This window comes from Vibrio sp. YT-16 (assembly GCF_033337405.1).
In the GTDB taxonomy this organism is placed as follows: domain Bacteria; phylum Pseudomonadota; class Gammaproteobacteria; order Enterobacterales; family Vibrionaceae; genus Vibrio; species Vibrio alginolyticus.
On record NZ_JAWOQQ010000011.1, the window covers coordinates 1 to 17,973 of the forward strand.

14 protein-coding genes are annotated in these 17,973 nt (G+C 45.2%); 11 read left to right on the forward strand and 3 right to left on the reverse strand.

All coding sequences use genetic code 11. The features are described 5' to 3' along the window. Nucleotides 1–4,217: tandem-95 repeat protein (locus R7F07_RS16915; protein ID WP_318110541.1), on the reverse strand; the 4,217-nt coding region annotated here is incomplete at its 3' end. Nucleotides 4,218–4,617: 400 nt separating this feature from the next. Between R7F07_RS16915 and R7F07_RS16920 the strand changes: the two genes are divergently transcribed. The 6 genes from R7F07_RS16920 to R7F07_RS16945 all read left to right on the forward strand — a co-directional run bounded on the left by R7F07_RS16920 (nucleotide 4,618) and on the right by R7F07_RS16945 (nucleotide 10,816). Next, on the forward strand, nucleotides 4,618–5,928 hold the full coding sequence (locus tag R7F07_RS16920) for a TolC family outer membrane protein (protein WP_017635971.1): 1,311 nt from the start codon (nucleotides 4,618–4,620) through the stop codon (nucleotides 5,926–5,928). Between the two features lie 2 nt (nucleotides 5,929–5,930). Further along, complete coding sequence (locus tag R7F07_RS16925) at nucleotides 5,931–6,545, forward strand: OmpA family protein (RefSeq protein ID WP_171343397.1); 615 nt, start codon at nucleotides 5,931–5,933, stop codon at nucleotides 6,543–6,545. Nucleotides 6,546–6,720: 175 nt separating this feature from the next. Beyond that, a complete protein-coding gene (locus tag R7F07_RS16930) occupies nucleotides 6,721–7,074 on the forward strand; it encodes a DUF2750 domain-containing protein (protein WP_005377352.1) in 354 nt (117 codons plus the stop codon). A 187-nt stretch (nucleotides 7,075–7,261) separates the two neighbouring features. After that, nucleotides 7,262–9,232, forward strand: a complete 1,971-nt coding sequence (locus tag R7F07_RS16935) for a diguanylate cyclase domain-containing protein (RefSeq protein WP_170897342.1) — start codon at nucleotides 7,262–7,264, stop codon at nucleotides 9,230–9,232. An 87-nt stretch (nucleotides 9,233–9,319) separates the two neighbouring features. After that, on the forward strand, nucleotides 9,320–10,018 hold the full coding sequence (locus R7F07_RS16940; protein ID WP_104979219.1) for an IclR family transcriptional regulator: 699 nt from the start codon (nucleotides 9,320–9,322) through the stop codon (nucleotides 10,016–10,018). A 105-nt stretch (nucleotides 10,019–10,123) separates the two neighbouring features. Next, nucleotides 10,124–10,816 (forward strand): SDR family oxidoreductase, encoded by a 693-nt coding sequence (locus tag R7F07_RS16945; protein ID WP_171343396.1) that lies wholly within the window; start codon nucleotides 10,124–10,126, stop codon nucleotides 10,814–10,816. Nucleotides 10,817–11,014: 198 nt separating this feature from the next. On the opposite strand, the gene dkgB is transcribed toward R7F07_RS16945, so the two are convergent. Beyond that, on the reverse strand, nucleotides 11,015–11,815 hold the full coding sequence (dkgB, locus tag R7F07_RS16950; RefSeq protein ID WP_171343395.1) for a 2,5-didehydrogluconate reductase DkgB: 801 nt from the start codon (nucleotides 11,813–11,815) through the stop codon (nucleotides 11,015–11,017). Between the two features lie 112 nt (nucleotides 11,816–11,927). Between dkgB and R7F07_RS16955 the strand changes: the two genes are divergently transcribed. Continuing rightward, nucleotides 11,928–12,833 carry a LysR family transcriptional regulator gene (locus R7F07_RS16955; protein WP_005377343.1) on the forward strand — a complete coding sequence of 302 codons (906 nt, stop codon included), beginning with the start codon at nucleotides 11,928–11,930 and terminating at the stop codon, nucleotides 12,831–12,833. A 132-nt stretch (nucleotides 12,834–12,965) separates the two neighbouring features. After that, nucleotides 12,966–13,871, forward strand: coding sequence for a TIGR03571 family LLM class oxidoreductase (locus R7F07_RS16960; protein ID WP_086046771.1), 906 nt, complete (start codon nucleotides 12,966–12,968; stop codon nucleotides 13,869–13,871). A gap of 115 nt (nucleotides 13,872–13,986) precedes the next feature. Here the strand turns inward: R7F07_RS16960 and R7F07_RS16965 are convergent, their stop codons facing one another. Beyond that, entirely contained in the window at nucleotides 13,987–14,871 is an 885-nt protein-coding gene (locus tag R7F07_RS16965) for a LysR family transcriptional regulator (RefSeq protein ID WP_171343394.1), read from the reverse strand. A gap of 159 nt (nucleotides 14,872–15,030) precedes the next feature. On the opposite strand from R7F07_RS16965, the gene R7F07_RS16970 reads away from it, so the two are divergent. The 3 genes from R7F07_RS16970 (at nucleotide 15,031) to R7F07_RS16980 (ending at nucleotide 17,923) form a co-directional block, all read left to right on the forward strand. Beyond that, nucleotides 15,031–16,212, forward strand: a complete 1,182-nt coding sequence (locus tag R7F07_RS16970) for an MFS transporter (RefSeq protein WP_171343393.1) — start codon at nucleotides 15,031–15,033, stop codon at nucleotides 16,210–16,212. Between the two features lie 143 nt (nucleotides 16,213–16,355). Continuing rightward, the gene (locus R7F07_RS16975; protein WP_170897349.1) at nucleotides 16,356–16,877 is read left to right on the forward strand and encodes a TetR/AcrR family transcriptional regulator; all 522 of its coding nucleotides are present in this window, start codon (nucleotides 16,356–16,358) and stop codon (nucleotides 16,875–16,877) included. Continuing rightward, nucleotides 16,874–17,923, forward strand: coding sequence for an alcohol dehydrogenase family protein (locus tag R7F07_RS16980; RefSeq protein ID WP_171343392.1), 1,050 nt, complete (start codon nucleotides 16,874–16,876; stop codon nucleotides 17,921–17,923). Before R7F07_RS16975 ends, R7F07_RS16980 begins: the two co-directional genes overlap by 4 nt. The last annotated feature ends 50 nt before the right edge of the window (nucleotides 17,924–17,973 follow it).

Genomic DNA, 17,973 nt, shown 5'->3' on the forward strand with positions numbered 1-17,973 from the left:
CCGTTAGCTGGACCGTTATTGGTATCCAGCGACACCACTTTGTCGTCGCCTTCGAACGTGTCGTTATCTAAGACCTTGATGATGGTTGGCGTGTCTTCCACAACCGTCGCGTTGTCTGCCACGATGTCCGCCACAGGCGCAACCGTGAAGTTCACCGTTTGGCTAACGCTTTCGCCGCTTGGATCGGTCGCCGTAAAGGTCAATGCTTCTGAGCCGTTCCAGTCTGCCGTTGGAGTGAACGTAGCAATACCATTGACGATCGCCACTTGAATGTTGCTATTACCAGAGACGCTAAACGTTAACTCGCCATCCACGTTATCCACATCACTGAAGGCCGTATTCAGATCGATGCTGTATGGCGTAAAGTCTTCTGCCAAGGTTTGGTCTGCAATGCTGCTTTCAACCACAGGCGCGTCGTTCACCGCATTTACGGTGACGTTGACCGTCGCTTGGTCGGTCAGTGAACCATCGGTGACGGTGTAAGTGATTTCGGCATCACCATTGAAGTTCTCAGCTGGTGTGAAGACCAATTTGCCGTCAACAATCTCGACTGTCCCTTGCTCACTCGGCACAGACGCCGAATCAATGCTTAACGTATCACCATCGATGTCAGTATCGTTTGGCAAGACATCAATCGTCACTGGCGTGTCTTCATCAGTAATCGCCGTGTCATTGGTCGCCACTGGCGCATCATTCACTGGCGTGACATCGACGTTCACCGTGGTGGACTCACTGACCCCACCCGACGTGACGATGTACGTGAAGCTGTCTGTACCATGGTAGTTATCGTTCGGCGTGTAGGTCACGCTGCCATCCGGGTTGACTGAGACCGTGCCGTTGGCTGGGCCGTTGTTGGTATCCAGCGACACCACTTTGTCGTCGCCTTCAAACGTATCGTTACCTAAGACCTTAATGATGGTTGGCGTGTCTTCCACAACTGTCGCGTTGTCTGCCACGATGTCCGCTACAGGGGTAACCGTAAAGTTCACCGTTTGGCTAACGCTTTCACCGCTTGGATCGGTGGCGGTAAAGGTTAGGGTTTCTGAGCCATTCCAGTCTGCCGTTGGAGTGAACGTAGCAATCCCATTGACGATCGCCACTTGAATGTTGCTGTTGCCAGAGACGCTAAACGTTAACTCGCCATCGGCGTTATCCACATCACTGAAGGCCGTATTCAGATCGATGCTGTATGGCGTAAAATCTTCCGCCAAGGTTTGGTCTGCAATGTTGCTTTCAACCACAGGCGTGTCGTTCACCGCATTCACGGTGACGTTGACCGTTGCTTGGTCAGTCAGTGCACCATCAGTAATCGTGTAAGTAATTTCAGCGTCACCATGGAAGTTCTCAGCCGGTGTGAACACCAGTTTGCCATCAACAATCTCAACTGTCCCTTGGTCACTCGGCACAGACGCCGAGTCAATACGTAATGTATCACCATCGATGTCAGTATCGTTTGGCAAGATATCAATCGTAACAGCGGTATCTTCTTGTGTTGTTGCCGCGTCATCGTTTGCCACTGGCGCGTCATTCACTGGCGTCACATCGACGTTCACTGTGGTGGACTCCGATACCCCACCCGAGGTAACGATGTAGGTAAAACTGTCTGCCCCGTGATAGTTGTCGTTTGGCGTGTAAGTGACACTGCCGTCCGGGTTGACCGAGACCGTGCCGTTAGCTGGACCGTTATTGGTATCGAGCGACACCACTTTGTCGTCGCCTTCAAACGTATCGTTACCTAAGACCTTAATGATGGTTGGCGTATCTTCCACAACCGTCGCTTTATCTGCCACGATATCCGCCACTGGCGCTACTGTGAAGTTCACCGTTTGGCTAACGCTCTCGCCGCTTGGATCGGTAGCCGTAAAGGTCAATGCTTCTGAGCCGTTCCAGTCTGCCGTTGGAGTGAACGTAGCAATCCCATTGACGATCGCCACTTGAATGTTGCTGTTGCCAGAGACGCTGAAGGTCAGATCGCCATCCACGTTATCTACATCGCTGAAAGCCGTATTTAGATCGATGCTGTATGGCGTAAAGTCTTCTGCCAAGGTTTGGTCTGCAATGCTGCTTTCAACCACAGGCGTGTCGTTCACCGCATTCACGGTGACGTTAACCGTCGCTTGGTCAGTCAGTGCACCATCGGTCACGGTGTAAGTGATTTCAGCGTCACCATGGAAGTTCTCAGCCGGTGTGAAGACCAGTTTGCCATCAACGATCTCAACTGTACCTTGTGTTTCAGGTACGGAAGCCGATTCAATCGACAGCTTATCGCCATCCACATCGGTGTCGTTTGGCAGGACATCAATCGTCACTGGCGTGTCTTCGTCAGTAACGGCGTTGTCATTGGTCGCCACTGGCGCGTCATTCACTGGCGTGACATCGATGTTCACCGTGGTGGACTCCGATACCCCACCGGAGGTAACGATGTAGGTAAAGCTGTCTGCACCGTGGTAGTTGTCGTTTGGCGTGTAAGTGACGCTGCCATCCGGGTTGACCGAGACCGTGCCGTTCGCTGGACCGTTATTGCTATCCAGCGACACCACTTTATCGTCGCCTTCAAACGTGTCGTTACCTAAAACCTTAATGATGGTCGGCGTGTCTTCCACAACCGTCGCTTTATCTGCCACGATGTCCGCCACAGGCGCCACTGTGAAGTTCACCGTTTGGCTAACGCTTTCACCGCTTGGATCGGTAGCAGTAAAGGTCAATGCTTCTGAGCCGTTCCAGTCCGCGGTTGGAGTGAACGTAGCAATGCCATTTTCTATTGAGACATTGACATTACTGTTGCCTGAGACGCTAAACGTTAACTCACCATCCACGTTATCCACATCGCTGAAAGCAGTATTTAGATCGATGCTGTATGGCGTGAAATCTTCCGCCAAGGTTTGGTCTGCAATGTTGCTTTCAACCACAGGCGTGTCGTTCACCGCATTCACGGTGACGTTGACCGTCGCTTGGTCAGTCAGCGAACCATCGGTGACGGTATAAGTGATTTCGGCATCACCATGGAAGTTCTCAGCCGGTATGAAGACCAGTTTGCCATCAACGATCTCAACTGTACCTTGTGTTTCAGGTACGGAAGCCGATTCAATCGACAGCTTATCACCATCAATATCGGTGTCGTTTGGCAGGACATCAATCGTTACTGAGCTATCTTCCTCTGTAATTGTTGTATCATTAGAGGCAATAGGCGCATCGTTAACTGAGTTTACTGTTACCGAAACTTGAGCTTCATCCTCTAACTCACCATCTGAGATGGTGTAGCTAATCGTTGCATTACCGTTGAAATTTTCAGCCGGAGTGAAAACAAGCTTACCATCGATAATCTCAACGATACCTTGCTCTTCTGGTACAGAAGCAGAGGTAATGATTAAATCATCACCTTCAATATCACTGTCGTTAGCGAGCACATCAATTACAACCAGGGAATCTTCGTCAGTTTGAATCGCATCATTAGTTGCTATTGGCGCGTCATTAACAGGCGTAATATCTAAGTTAGCAGTGCCATTAATAACACCACCATCATCATCAATGATGTCATAGGAGAATGACACTTCAGTGTCATCATCAGCTTCTGGGATGTAAGTCCAAGAGCCATCGCTGTTATCAATTAAGGTGCCATTCCCACTCTCAATAGTGACGTTTGTAATGACAAGAGTATCGGCATCATCAATATTGACATTCGATAGTAATTCTTCAGTAGTTATCGTGATTGGATCGCTATCTTCCTCAACAGCGCTTAATGTCACTGGAGAATTAGTAAGTGGCTTACTTGAGCCATCCCCACTTGTCTCGATACCTGTTGTGAAGAAGTCATTTAAGGTCAACGCTTGTGTTTCAGATAAGCCGAGGGATTCTAGGCCAATAGTTTCAAAGTTTGTTGAGGCTAGCACTTCAGTACCATCTCGTACAATCGTGGCACTATTTTGCAAACTGGAGCCACTATTTTCACCCGCTGCAGGTGCGAGTTCTTCATCAATAGCAGAAGGGTCTTGACCTTGCTCAATAGCACTAATAATCTGTGCTACATCGTCTGAAATATCTTTTAAACCTTGCTCTTGAGCAAGCTGAATTTTCAGGTCTTGAGGCGCAGCATCTGTCATTGCCACTATCACTTCACCTGGTAGAGGCTGCTGTCCTTCTGCAAGGACTCTCAGCTGCCCATCCAAACCTATTACGACGACTTGATTACCGAGTGGCACTAATGCTGTACGATCCATATAAACCTTAACCCTAAATAACTGTCAAGTTTTTGACTAACAATACTAATTTGCTATATATTGCCCGAATATATAGTGCAATAACAGCAATTTGATGCTCAATAAAGTAATTATGTGTCATACATCAATAAGAATCCAGATGCATAAGTGTTTTATTTTATTAAAATCTGGACTCTCGTTTCTAGCCATTACCTCCATGTTTAATTTGAGATCTTAATTCAATTTTTAGGCAGATTTAGTAGGTTGATTTATCAAAATTGAAACAAATGAACAGCGAATCAACAGGTTACTTCATCGCATATTAATGTTATTGTGCGCTAAATTATTGACGCCCTTATAAGTATTCCACTTATAAGCCCTATCACCTCGAGAATTTTTACCATTATCTAGGAGAATCACAGTGAAGTGGACTCGTGCCAACGCCTTTTGTATTGGTATGTTCACCGCTAGTCATGCTTTTGGGCAAACGCTAGAGCAAGCGGTTGAAAACACATTAAAAACCAATCCTGACATCAAAAGTGCGTTCAATGAATTCGTTAGCAAGCAGTATGTGAATGAAGCATCTGGTGGTGCTTACCTCCCATCCGTAGACTTAGATGCCGGTATCGGTTACGAAGGAATCAAACCTGCAGAGTCAGGGCGAGATTCAACCGATCTGACAAGAAAAGAAGCCACCGTGACACTAACCCAGCTAATATGGGATGGCTCAGCGACACTTAATGATATGGATCGAACAGCAGCTGATGCTGAATCGGTCCGTTATCAACTTCTAGCTGATGCCCAAGACACCGCTTTAGAGGTCGCGAAAGTTTATTTAGACTCAGTAAAAGCTTATGAAATTCTTACACTTTCCGAGAATAACTTGAAAGTGCATAAGAAGATCTATGAAGACATTAAAAAGCGAGTTAACTCAGGTATCGGTTCTACAGCAGACCTAACCCAGGTAGAGGCTCGTTTAGCAAAGGCTCACGGTAACTTGGTGGCAGCTCAGAACAACTTATATGACAGCCACACCACCTTTACACGCCTTGTCGGACAGTCACCACAAGGATTGATTTTCCCAAGAGCGGACCAAAACTTTATTCCCTACACCATCGATGAAGCGATTGACTTGGCATTCGAGTCACATCCAGTAATCAAAATTTCGGTAGCTGATGTGGACTCTGCAAAGTTCCAATACAAGCAATCTAAGGGAACTTACTACCCAACGATATCGGTAGAAGCGGCTCAAACATGGCGTGATGATGCAAGCGGTATCGAAGGAAGCAGCGAAGAGACAACAGCAATGTTACGTATGCGTTACAACCTCTTTAACGGTGGTAGTGACGTAGCCAACGCTGAAAGTTTTGCCTACCAACTAAATAAAGCAAAAGACCTAAGAGAACGTGCATACCGCCAAGTAGAAGAAGGCCTTCGTCTATCTTGGAGTGCGTTAGATTTAACACTTCAACAAAAAGAGTTCCTAGCGGATCACGTAGATTCGGCCTCTGAAACTGTCATCGCCTACGAAAAGCAGTATCGCATTGGAAAACGCACTCTGCTGGACTTGTTAAATACTGAAAACGAACTTTTCGAAGCGAGAAAGAACTACTTGGATGCTCGATACTCAGAGCAGTACGCCAAGTACCGCGTTATGAACGCGACTGGCCAATTGTTAAATGCCTTGCGTGTCGATGTACCTACAGAATGGAATGAAAAGGTGGAGTACTGATCATGAAACCAGTGAAGATTCTATTTGCATTGGGTATGCTCGCCATCACTCAACACGTTGTTGCTGAAGACGAATATGAGTATCGTCCTGTACCAAATGCAGAACAAATAGCAGATTTGCAAGATGACGATAACGATGGTGTCATCAATGCTCGAGATATGTGCCCAGGTACACCTGAAGGCTCAGAGGTCGACAACGACGGTTGTGGAGAATACATTAAAGCATCAGATAACATGCAAGTGCGGATACTTTTTGCTAACGACTCTGATGAGATCAATCCAGTCTTCAGAAGACAAGTTCGAGAGCTTTCCGACTTTTTAAAAGAGTACCCTACTACTTCGATAGAGCTGCACGGCTATGCTAGTAAAGTTGGTGGTTCGAAGCATAACCAAGATCTTTCTGAAAGACGAGCACGCAATGTCCGTGAAGCCCTACTAAGCTACGACATCGAACCGAGTAGAGTCCGCATTGTTGGTTTTGGTGACACTCACTTAGCACAGCAAGGGAGCGATGAAGTCAGCCATGCTTTAAATCGTCGAGTCACCGCATCAGTCGTTGGTTACAAAGGCGAGATAAAAAGAGAGTGGACAATATTCACAACTCTTCCAGAAAGGTAAAGTACCTGTTTTTGTTTGCTCTGCAAGCACAAAGCAAACAAAAACGAGTGAATACTTAACCTCAGAAAAGGAGCTTCGGCTCCTTTATTTTTACTCATTTCGACAACCGTATTATGCTTTAGGAATCGGCACTTTAGTGTTACTCTAGCCACGTCATAACAACGAGAGTTTTGAAATGAGCAAACTTACATCAGATATCCAAGCGAACCTTGACCTTTTTGTTGCAGAAACGAAAGAAAACCAATTGGTTTGGGGTTTACGCAATGAAGAAGGTTGGCTATCTTGCGATTCAACTGAATTCGAAAACAGCGAAGTCATGCCTTTCTGGTCTTCTAAAGAAGATGCAGAAGCACATAATGTTGAAGAATGGGCAGATTTTACTGTACTAGAAATCCCATTAGATATCTTTGTTGAAGATTGGCTTTTGACTCTTGCTGAAGATGGTGTTCTTGTTGGAACTAACTGGAACGATCAGTTAGAAGGCAAAGAAATGGAACCTCAAGATCTAGCAAAGCTTTACATTGATTAAAGATTTCTGACCTCAACTTTATGTTGAGGTCTTTCTTTTTTATGCCTCTTCTTTCAATATCTCGACCAAGTGCATAGTTTTACTACTCTTTTTCTTAGTACACCCAACTTAATCACAACGCTGATGCGTTAAAAGCGCTATGATAACTCAACTTTAAAGGCACCTTAAATTAAAGGCTCGTTTAAACATGCGCGTGCTCTATCCCTTGCTTGCGTCACTTTTGCTCACTCCAGTATATGCAAGCGACACTCAAGATATTGAACCAAACCAAAATATCACACAGTGGCACTCTGTCTACCAAACCACACTACGAAGCAACCCTGAGTCGGCATTGAGCATGCTTCAAGATCGCTACCATACAGCGAAATCGGACAGCGAAAAGCTCTACGTAAGTGGATTGATTTATGAATATATGTCAAACATAAATCAGCCTTACTACGGCAGCAGTCAAGTCTTAGACAACCGTTTTTCTCAATTAGAATCAGAATATATTCTTGCCTTAAAGGAACGTAAGCATGGTAGTTACGAGGCCTCAGTAGATAGCTTTTCTTCTTTGCGACAGACAATGAAGAAAATATCCGATTCCGAAGGCAAGGCTCTGATGAACTATCAACTTTGTTATACGCTGAATCAACAAGGTCGTTATCACAAAGCAAACTTTTATTGCTCATCCTTAGAGAGCCACTTAAATCATAAGCATCAAGAAAACTTCCCTGTTGATCTTGCTTTGCGCGTAATAGCAAATAACTACAATTACCGCGGTGACTATGAAAAAGCCTTAAGTTTGTATCGACAGTTGATGGCCAACATGTCGACGCAAAGCGATCCTTCAGGGATTTACAATGACGTCGGCAATTTACTTGCAGAGCTGGGGCAATTTGAACAATCAGAGCAATATCTCATTCAAGCCCTACTGGTTCGCCAAGATGAAGGGACACCTCTTGAAGTTGCACAAGTCGAACATAGTCTAGGAGCGATGTACAGAAAATCCAAAGAACTCGATAAGTCCATCAGCCACTACAAAAATGCATTGACGATTCTCGAACAACTTCATTACCCATACGGGCAAGGGTTGACCTATTTAGGGTTATCTGCTGCTTTGGCCGATTCTGGGCAATTAGATACCGCGGTAGATTACATTGGAAGAGCATTAAACATTGCCCAAACTTATGAGAATACGCACCTTGAAACAGAGGGTCATTTGGCTGCTGGATTGGCATATTTAAAGAACCATACACCCGAAAAATCGATTGAACACACTACAATAGCGTTAAGATTAGCGGTAAAAAACGCTAGGCCCTTATTGCAAGCGCAAGCCCAATTACTCCTCTCAAAAGCATACCAAGCTCAAAATGATTACAAAAAGGCGCTGGAGCATCACAAGGCCTACTCGACGATTGAACTAACGAACCGAGACGCGAGTAATATCAAGGCGTTAGAGGCACTAGATCTCACTAAAAAAGAGTATGAATATGATCTACAAGTCGCGCAGTTGAACAACGAAACTCTTCTAAGTCAGTACCAGTTTGAAAAACTCACAGATCAACAACGCACTTATAATTTTGTTGTTTTCTGTTTATTGGTTCTCCTCGCTCTGGCATTGATGGTTCAGCGACAAACACGCTTAAAAGCCAAAATAGACAGCTTAACGTGTGCATTAAACAGAGCGGCAATTATAGAGACGATTAAAAGCCAAACCTCCAAAGCTGAAGGAGACTTCCGCTACGTTCTAGCATTAATCGATCTAGATGACTTTAAGGCGATTAATGATCAGTATGGTCATCCGACTGGCGACTTAGTACTACAACAGGTGTGCAAAGCGCTTAAAGCTAAACTTAATAAGGGAGAGTACTTGGGTCGTTTAGGTGGAGAAGAGTTTATCTTGCTATTGAAAAACGTCGATGAGATTGACGTTCCCTTTAGAATACAAAGTCTGCATAAAACAATTTCAGAAAAGAGTGTACATTCGCTTAATAACCATCAATTGAATATATCTGCGAGTCTGGCCTATCTATCAACCTCAATGCCACTCACCAACTTTGATGAGCTCTATTCGATATTAGACCAAGCGTTATACAATGCTAAGAAGCAAGGAAAAAACTCCCTTGTGGACGCATACAACGAGCCGATCAGTTTAAGTGCTGAGTATATTCTCTAATAAAACCAAACCACCAGCGTAGTGGTTTGTTATAGGTGGAAGCATCAGTAAGCCATTCAGATGCAACATCATCATCAAGGAGTCTTTGTGCCCAAGGCAAGAAAAAACATTCAGTCTCTAGAGCGAGGTTTTCTAATCCTCGAGTTGCTCTCGATGAGTGAATCTCCCCTATCATTACAGACTATCAGTAATGCGATCCAGTTAAATAAGACGACTGTTCACGGGTTACTTGCGACTCTACACTCTCTTGGATATGTATCCAAACACAACCATAGCTACAGCCTAGGGTTTAGATGCTATGAACTGTCTAAGCCGATTGAACAAAAAAACGAAGCTATCCGACAACATTTTGTTCCATTGCTGAAAAAAATGGCCCAAATGACTAACAACACAGCTTACCTCGCTGTACAAAGTGGCGCTAAAGAGTACTTGTATATCGATGCTATAGAGCAGGATAACCCTCTTACTATCCGTAGCCCGAGAGGGAAACGAGAAGGACTCACAACATCTGCGATCGGCAAAGTTTTTCTTAGTTTTGATGATGAGCTTCGTCGAACATTACGCCTTGAAAACCAAATATCCCCCACGTTAGAAACTGAACTTAATCAGGTTGTATTATCAGGTTACGCACTCGATTTAGAAGAGGCAGAGCCAAACCTCAATTGCTTAGCGATCCCCCTTTACTTGGATGGTAAAGTCGTTGCTGTTGCAGGTGTTAGCGGTGCTGCCTCCGAACTGACGGTCACTAGGCTAAAACACTTTGCAAGAATCTTTCTCAAATTTTAGATTTGACAATGTCGAATCCTAGGCCATTTTTATACTGTTTTGATTACATGCTTATACGTCGCCTCTAATATGGTCGTTGTTCAACTCAACAACGTAGGAGAAGCGATGTCTACTGTATTAATCACTGGCGCTAACCGTGGCTTAGGCTTGCAATTTGTCCGCCACTACCTTGGAAAAGGTTGGCAAGTTATCGCAACTTGTCGTTCACCAGAAAATGCTAAGCAGCTCAATGAACTAGTAACCCAATCCAATCAACTTCAACTGATGGCTCTAGACGTCACTAACCAACAAGATATCGATCAGTTAGCCACTCAATTAGCGGATCGTCCGCTCGATCATTTAGTTCTTAATGCAGGTGTATTAGGCGAAGAGTGTGCAAAGCTTGGCGAAATGACCCAGAAAAAATGGCTAGAAGTACTAAACATAAATACCGTCGCACCTGCCCTGCTAATTCAAGCCCTACAAGACAACGTTGCGAAAAGTCAGCACAAAACCATCGTGGGAATCTCAACCCGAGTTGCGAGTTTAAGCGATAACAGTTCAGGTAACATGTACAGTTATCGAGCATCTAAAGCAGCGCTTAATCAGGTTCTAGTATCAGCAGCACGCAATCTCGAATCACGAGGAGTAAAAACTGTCGCAGTTCATCCCGGCTGGGTAAAAACCGATATGGGCGGTGAGGACGCAACCTTTTCTGCCGAGGAAAGTGTTGCTGGTATTGTTTCGGTCGCAGAACAGCTAACACTTGAGCAATCCGGAAGCTTCCGCGTATTTGATGGCTCTACAATTGACTGGTAAATGATCTCTAAATGACGTCTCCCGGCCAAATTGAAGGCCGGGAGAATACAATAAACCAATAGGCCAAAAAGATAAAAGCACGCGCTATCGTCAGACAAGCTAGCCGTTATCGTCTATGGTGTTGTACCACCGTCAAGCGCTGAGGAAGTCAGCGATTGCAGCGGCATCATTTAGGCAATGATTTCCCGTGAAACTCACTCAATCGTCCCACTCAGGCGCTAACCCTTCAGGGTTTACTTCGCGGCCATTTCTTTCCAGCGCATCTATCTTAGCGATCGCCTCTTCACTCAGATTAAGTTCAAGTGCTTTCAGGTTACTTGCCAAATTCTCTCGTTTAGTTGAAGACGGGATCACCGCGTAACCTTTTGACAAAGCCCAAGCAAGTGCGACTTGAGCTGGCGTGGCCTGATAGTCCTCAGCAATACCTGCAATAGTTGGGTCCCTAAGTACTTTCCCATATGCCAAGGTCATGTAAGACGTTACCTGAATATCGTTTTCCTGCATGAAGCTGACCAACTTACGATTTTGCAAATAAGGGCTAAGCTCGATTTGGTTAGTAACAATATTCTCTTTACCGACCACTTCTATCGCTTGTTGCAACAAGTCAATATTAAAGTTGGATACGCCAATATTACGGGTTAACCCTTGCGATTTAGCTTCAAGTAATGAAGCCATGTATTCGTTCAAGTTATTATTATTGCCAGGCCAATGGATCAAGGTCAAATCCACATAATCTGTATTTAGCTTTTCTAAGCTCTCTTTTAGACTTGGAATGAGTTGTTCCGTGTTCATGTTATCAACCCAGATCTTGGTCGTAATGAATAGCTCATCACGTGCAATACCGGACTGTGTCAATACTTCACCGATTTCTGCCTCATTACCGTAAATCTGTGCAGTATCAATTACGCGGTAACCCACTTCTAACGCATCACGGACTGAATCCTTAACTACTTCACCCTCTAAACGAAACGTGCCGACGCCAAATGATGGTACTTTCATCTAAATCTCCTGAATTATCGATTTTATAGTTGATTCGAAGCAAAACTTTACGCCGCAAGAAACTTTCCGTAAAGTTAACAATACTCAAATCTAATTTGAAATATATTCAACAATGAAAGCTACTCTAGATGAAATGCGCACCTTTATGGCCGTGGTCGATACGGGTTCAATCAGCTCTGCGGCTGAACTGTTATCGATGACCGTCTCGGCGGTGAGTCGATCGGTATCTCGGCTAGAAGCCAAACTCGAAACGACTTTGTTAAATCGCACAACCCGTAAGTTAGATGTTACTAACGAAGGAACGATATATCTCGATAAAGTCAGACATATTGTAGAAGCAGTAGAGAATGCCGAAGCACAACTGAAAAGCCAGAAATATAAGCCCTCTGGCCTCCTACGAATAAACGCAGCTACCCCCTTCTTACTGCACGTACTAACGCCGCACATTGCTAAATATCAGAGCTTGTATCCGGAAGTCGAAATCGATCTCAATTCCAATGAGGAAAATATTAGCCTTTTGGGAACAAAAACCGATATTGCTTTTCGTATCGGTGAGCTACAAAACTCAACCATGCGCGCGATATTTCTTGGTAAAAGTCGGATTCGAATCGTCGCGAGTCCAGAGTATTTAAGACAACATGGTACTCCAACCTCAATAGATCAGTTACTCAATCACAAGCTACTTGGATTCAACAAGCCGGAGTATCTTAAGGAATGGCCGATCATGGATGATAAGAACAAACTTCTGCGTATTATGAGTAGCCTAAGATCTGATAATGGCGAGACGCTAAGATGTTTAGCCTTACATGGTGCGGGGATAGCTTGCCTGTCTGACTTTATGACCTACTCTGACCGACAAGCTGGTCGCTTAGTGGGCGTGCTTAGTGAACACACGCATAATGTCGAACAGCCCGTTCATGCGGTGTATTACAAAAATGCCAGTACCTCACGCCGGATCAGCTCTTTTATTGACTTCATCAAGCAAGAAATCAAGGTAGAGAACCACCAGTTCCTTTAAAGACCACCGCTGTTTGTGGCAAAACACTTTTGTCTTTTTGCCGCTTTTTCTCACAACAAAAATCTCATAGTGTCCTGAATATCAGGGAGGCACCTTGCCTCCTAGTACTCACAGTAATAGTCAGGCTTCATAATGCATAAAGATTTAAGTAACAGATTCACCATCGGGGTTGAGCTCCCCCTAGATAATGACTGGACCCAAGAAGGCCAGAAAAAACGCCTGCTCCAACGAAAACCGTTCGGCGTACCAGACATGAGTGCACATAAACAGCGTATTATGTTAGCCGATAAGTTAGGCTTTAACGTAGCGTGGGTGAGAGATGTCCCGTTGTACGACCCTAACTTTGGAGACGCGGCACAAATTTATGAACCGTTCAGTTATCTTGGCTATCTCTCTGCGTGCACCGACAACATTCTACTAGGGACAGCAGCGATAGTATTACCGTTAAGACAACCTTGGCTAGTGAAAAAAGCCGCTGCGACCATCAACGAGTTAAGTGGTGACCGCCTGATACTCGGTGTGGCTAGTGGAGACCGCCCTAGTGAATATCCCGTTTTTAATGCCAACTTTGACAGCCGTGGCTCAGCTTTTCGAGAAAGTGTAGAGATTTTGAAAGATACGCAAAATGATAAGCTGGGTAACGATCTACAGTTATTACCCGAGTTTGCTGATATTCCTATCTATGTCGCAGGGTTAGCGCAGCAAAGTCCACAATGGATAGGAGAAAACCTAGACGGCTGGCTCGCCTACCCAGGCACACCTGATGATCATGAACACCGCGTTGCACTTTGGCGCTCCGTAGCGGGAAACAAACCCTACGCCAGCTTTATTCATCTTGATTTAGTCGATAACCCAAATGCACCAGTCGTTCGGCATCATTTTGGTATCCAGGCCGGAGTCAATGGCTTGAGCGATGAGCTAGAAAAAATGCAAGAAGCAGGAGTCAATCACATCGGGTTGCATTTCCGTCGTAACAGCCAACCAATTGATAAATCAATGGAACAGATCGCTCAGTACGTGTTGCCACGCTTTAACTAAGAGCAAATAAAAATATGTGCCACCTTACTAAGGGGTGGCACGCTAGGCTTGGCAGTTGGAAAAACAAAAGTTGCAATAACGACAAAACTCTTTTGTTAAAACAACAATAATAGTGTTATTTTAAAGTAAGTCTTGGTTGAATAAAGTCGATGAACGCGGAAATACGCTTAGAGACTGAAGAAGATTTGTAGAACACAGCATTGACCTGTTCTCGTCCAGTATTTGTGATTTTTTCCGATTCAAACAATGCCACTAACCGTCCAGAATCAAGATCATCTTTCACCATAAAGCCAGATAAACATGCAATGCCGTTCCCTGCCAGCACTAACTGTCTAACCGTTTCACCACTGCTGGATAGGATATCAGGCTCTATCATCTCAAACCCTCGTAATGGCCACTGATTTAACACTTTAGCGCCAGAAAAACCGATCAAGTTATGACTGCGCAAATCGCTCACCGCTTCAGGGAAACCTCGTTTAGATAAATAACCAGGCGTGGCAACGATAAATAGTGGGCTTGTTCCTAAAGGTTTAGCATGCAGTGTTGAATCCGATAATCGTCCAATACGTATCGCCACATCGGTTCTTTTTTCCAATAGATCCACAAAACCCTCATTAGAGGTAAGATCGAGTTGAATATCAGGATAAGCCTCTTTAAATGGCTGAATTAAAGGCACGAGTTGATGTAAAACAAATGGGCTAGCGGCATCAACTCTTAAGCGTCCCTTGGGTAATTCACCTCGTGTGATGATCTCTTCTTCAGCTTGCTGTATTTGTAGTAAACCTAAGCGAACCACTTCAACAAACTGATGCCCTTCCTCAGTAACTTCGACTCTGCGCGTCGTGCGATTCAGCAACGTTACCCCCAACTGTGATTCAACTTTACTAACCGCACGAGATACCCTAGCGACTTGAATACCTAGTGCATCAGCAGCGGAAGAAAATCCGCCACTATCCACAACTGCCATGAGAATCTCTAATTCATCTGATCGGGTTAACATTTCACCCCCTTTCTTAACTGCGCATTTTCATCATTTATAACAAAAGTATTTTGTAATAAACACCATTTTTCGCAACGAATAACTCTTTAATAATACACGACATGGAAACGGGCTATTCGTTTATCCATTCATATTCAATGATTATAAGAGAGAGTTGTTATGCCTTTAGCTTTACTTGCATTGACGCTTAGCGCCTTTGCTATTGGAACCACGGAGTTTGTAATTGTCGGTCTGATACCGACTATGGCCTCCGACCTCAACGTATCATTACCTTCAGCGGGTCTTTTAGTTAGCCTGTACGCACTTGGTGTCGCGGTTGGTGCTCCCGTTTTAACAGCGCTGACTGGTAACTGGAAAAGAAAGTACGTTCTGCTTTCTGTTATGGCACTGTTTGTTCTTGGCAATCTGTTAGCCTGGCAAGCACCTGGATACAACACACTAGTTACAGCAAGGATACTGACCGGGCTTGCACACGGTGTGTTCTTTTCGATCGGCTCGACTATCGCCACTGGCCTAGTGTCAAAAGAAAAAGCCGCTAGCGCAATTGCTATTATGTTTACCGGTCTCACCGTAGCTCTAGTGACGGGCGTGCCACTTGGCACCTGGATTGGCCAGACATTTGGTTGGCAGGCAACCTTCCTAATCGTCGCGAGCCTTGGAATCATCGCACTGATAGGAAGCGCTCTGCTAGTGCCGAGTAATCTGAAACAACCACCAGCAACCAAGCTGTCATCGCAAGTAAAAGTCTTGACTCAACCTCGTCTACTTTTGGTGTACGCAATCACCGCGCTCGGTTACGGTGGTACGTTCACAGCCTTCACTTACTTGGCTCCTATTTTGGAAGAAGTTTCGGGGTTTGGCTCTAGCGCTATCAGCCTAATTATGTTGGTTTATGGTTTATCAGTCGCATTCGGCAACATCTGGGGCGGAAAGATGGCCGACTCTATGGGGCCAATCAAAGCTCTGACAGCGATTTTCTCGGGCCTAATTGTGGTATTGCTCGTGTTTAGTGTCACAGCATTTAATCCAATTTCTGCAGTAGTGACCATTCTTGTCTGGGGTGCCTTTGCCTTTGGTAACGTTCCAGGACTTCAAGTTTATGTTGTCAAACTAGCAGAGAAATATTCACCTGATGCAGTCGACGTCGCTTCTGGTCTCAACATTGCTGCATTTAACGTAGGTATTGCACTGGGTTCTTGGGGCGGTGGCCTTATCGTGGCCAATGCTGGGCTGATGCACACACCTTGGATTGGCGCGATCGTAGTATTAGGTGCTCTACTACTAACCCGTTTCAGCGGAATGCTAGACAAGCGTGGAGAGCAGCCCGCAACGGCACACTGATTCACGTTCCAAATCGATAAAAATCACTTAAGTTAGCCCGGCATTACGTCGGGCTTTCAATACAGAGTTTAAATACACCATTGACTGAGGTAGAAAGTTTATTCTACCCTTAGGTAAAACAAACGTTCTACCTGGTGTATCAAATAGTGAAAGAAAAAATCGCAGCAAGCCTAGAAAAAGCATTCAGTCAGTATGGCTTCGCCGAGCCGAGCGTACCCCAACTCAAAAACGCCTGCGAAGTCAGCCTGAGAACCCTGTACAAATACTACCCCTCCAAGGAAGCGATGATTGTTGCAGCTCTCGAGCATCGCCATCAAAGGTATTTGAGTTTTTTGCTCGAAGACGCCCCTGCCAATGGAACACCGGCTGTATTACACCTATTCACTCGCCTCGAGGATTGGATGAAGGAGTTTGCACCGAATGGCTGTATGTCCATCAATGCATTAGCAGCCTATCCAGAAAATCTATCTATTAATCAAGCAGTAAAACAACACAAATTGGCGGTTCGTCAGCTTATGGTCCAACTAAGTCAGCGAGAAGACCTCGCAACCACACTCTTCTTGTTACATGAAGGTCTATCCAACGCATGGCCGGTTCTCGGTCACGCTGCCTTTGTATCCGCTGAACACACTCTGCTAGAACTAATGAAGGAGAACAATCAATGACCACAATCCCGAAAGTCATGAAAGGCGTCCAACTTATCGGTCATGGTGGGCCAGATATGCTTCGTTACCGCGATGATCTACCTGTGCCAGTCCCCTCACCTGATGATGTATTGATCCAAGTTGCCGCCGCCGGAGTCAATAACACCGACATCAATACCCGAACAGCATGGTATTCTAAAAACGACGCCAATAGCATGGATGCAAGTTGGTCAGGAGACGCGCTATCTCTCCCTCGAATCCAAGGTGCCGATGTATGCGGTACCATCGTCGCTGTTGGTGAGAATATCTGCCCATCACGAGTCGGCCAGCGCGTGCTCATCGAACCATGTATTACGCGCTTCAACAGTCAAGCACTTAGCTCGCCTTGGTACTTCGGTTCAGAATGTGATGGTGGCTTTGCTCAGTTCACTGTTGTTGACAGTGAACATGCATATGCAGTGAATAGTAGTTTATCGGATATCGACTTGGCCTCCTTCCCTTGTTCTTATTCAACGGCCGAGAACATGCTTGTCCGCTCTAATGTCACAGCGAGCGATACCCTACTGATTTCAGGGGCATCCGGTGGTGTTGGCTCTGCCGCAATCCAACTGGCGAAGGCGCGTGGAGCATACGTCATTGCTATCGCCAGCCCAGAAAAAAAGGAACAGATCACGGCATTAGGAGCAAACCAAGTTATCCCTCGCGATGCAAATTTGCCGGCGACTCTCGGAGAAAACAGCGTTGACGTAGTGATTGATTTGGTCGCAGGAGAGCAGTGGCCACAATTTCTTCAGGTACTAAAGCCAGGATCAAGATACGCTGTTTCCGGCGCCATCGGCGGCCCAATTGTCGAGCTGGATGTAAGAACTCTTTACCTTAAAGACCTAGCGTTATTTGGCTGTACCGTTTTGGCACCAGAAGTATTCGGTAACTTGGTTCGCTATATCGAACAGAACGCAATTCGTCCCTTAGTCGCGGAGTCATTTCCCTTAAACCAGATAGGTCAAGCGCAAGAAGTATTTTCACGCAAGCAACATACTGGAAAACTGGTTTTGGAAATCACATAGCTTTTCGATTAACAGCGGTCTATACAAGTCGTTGTAATTTAAGAACACTT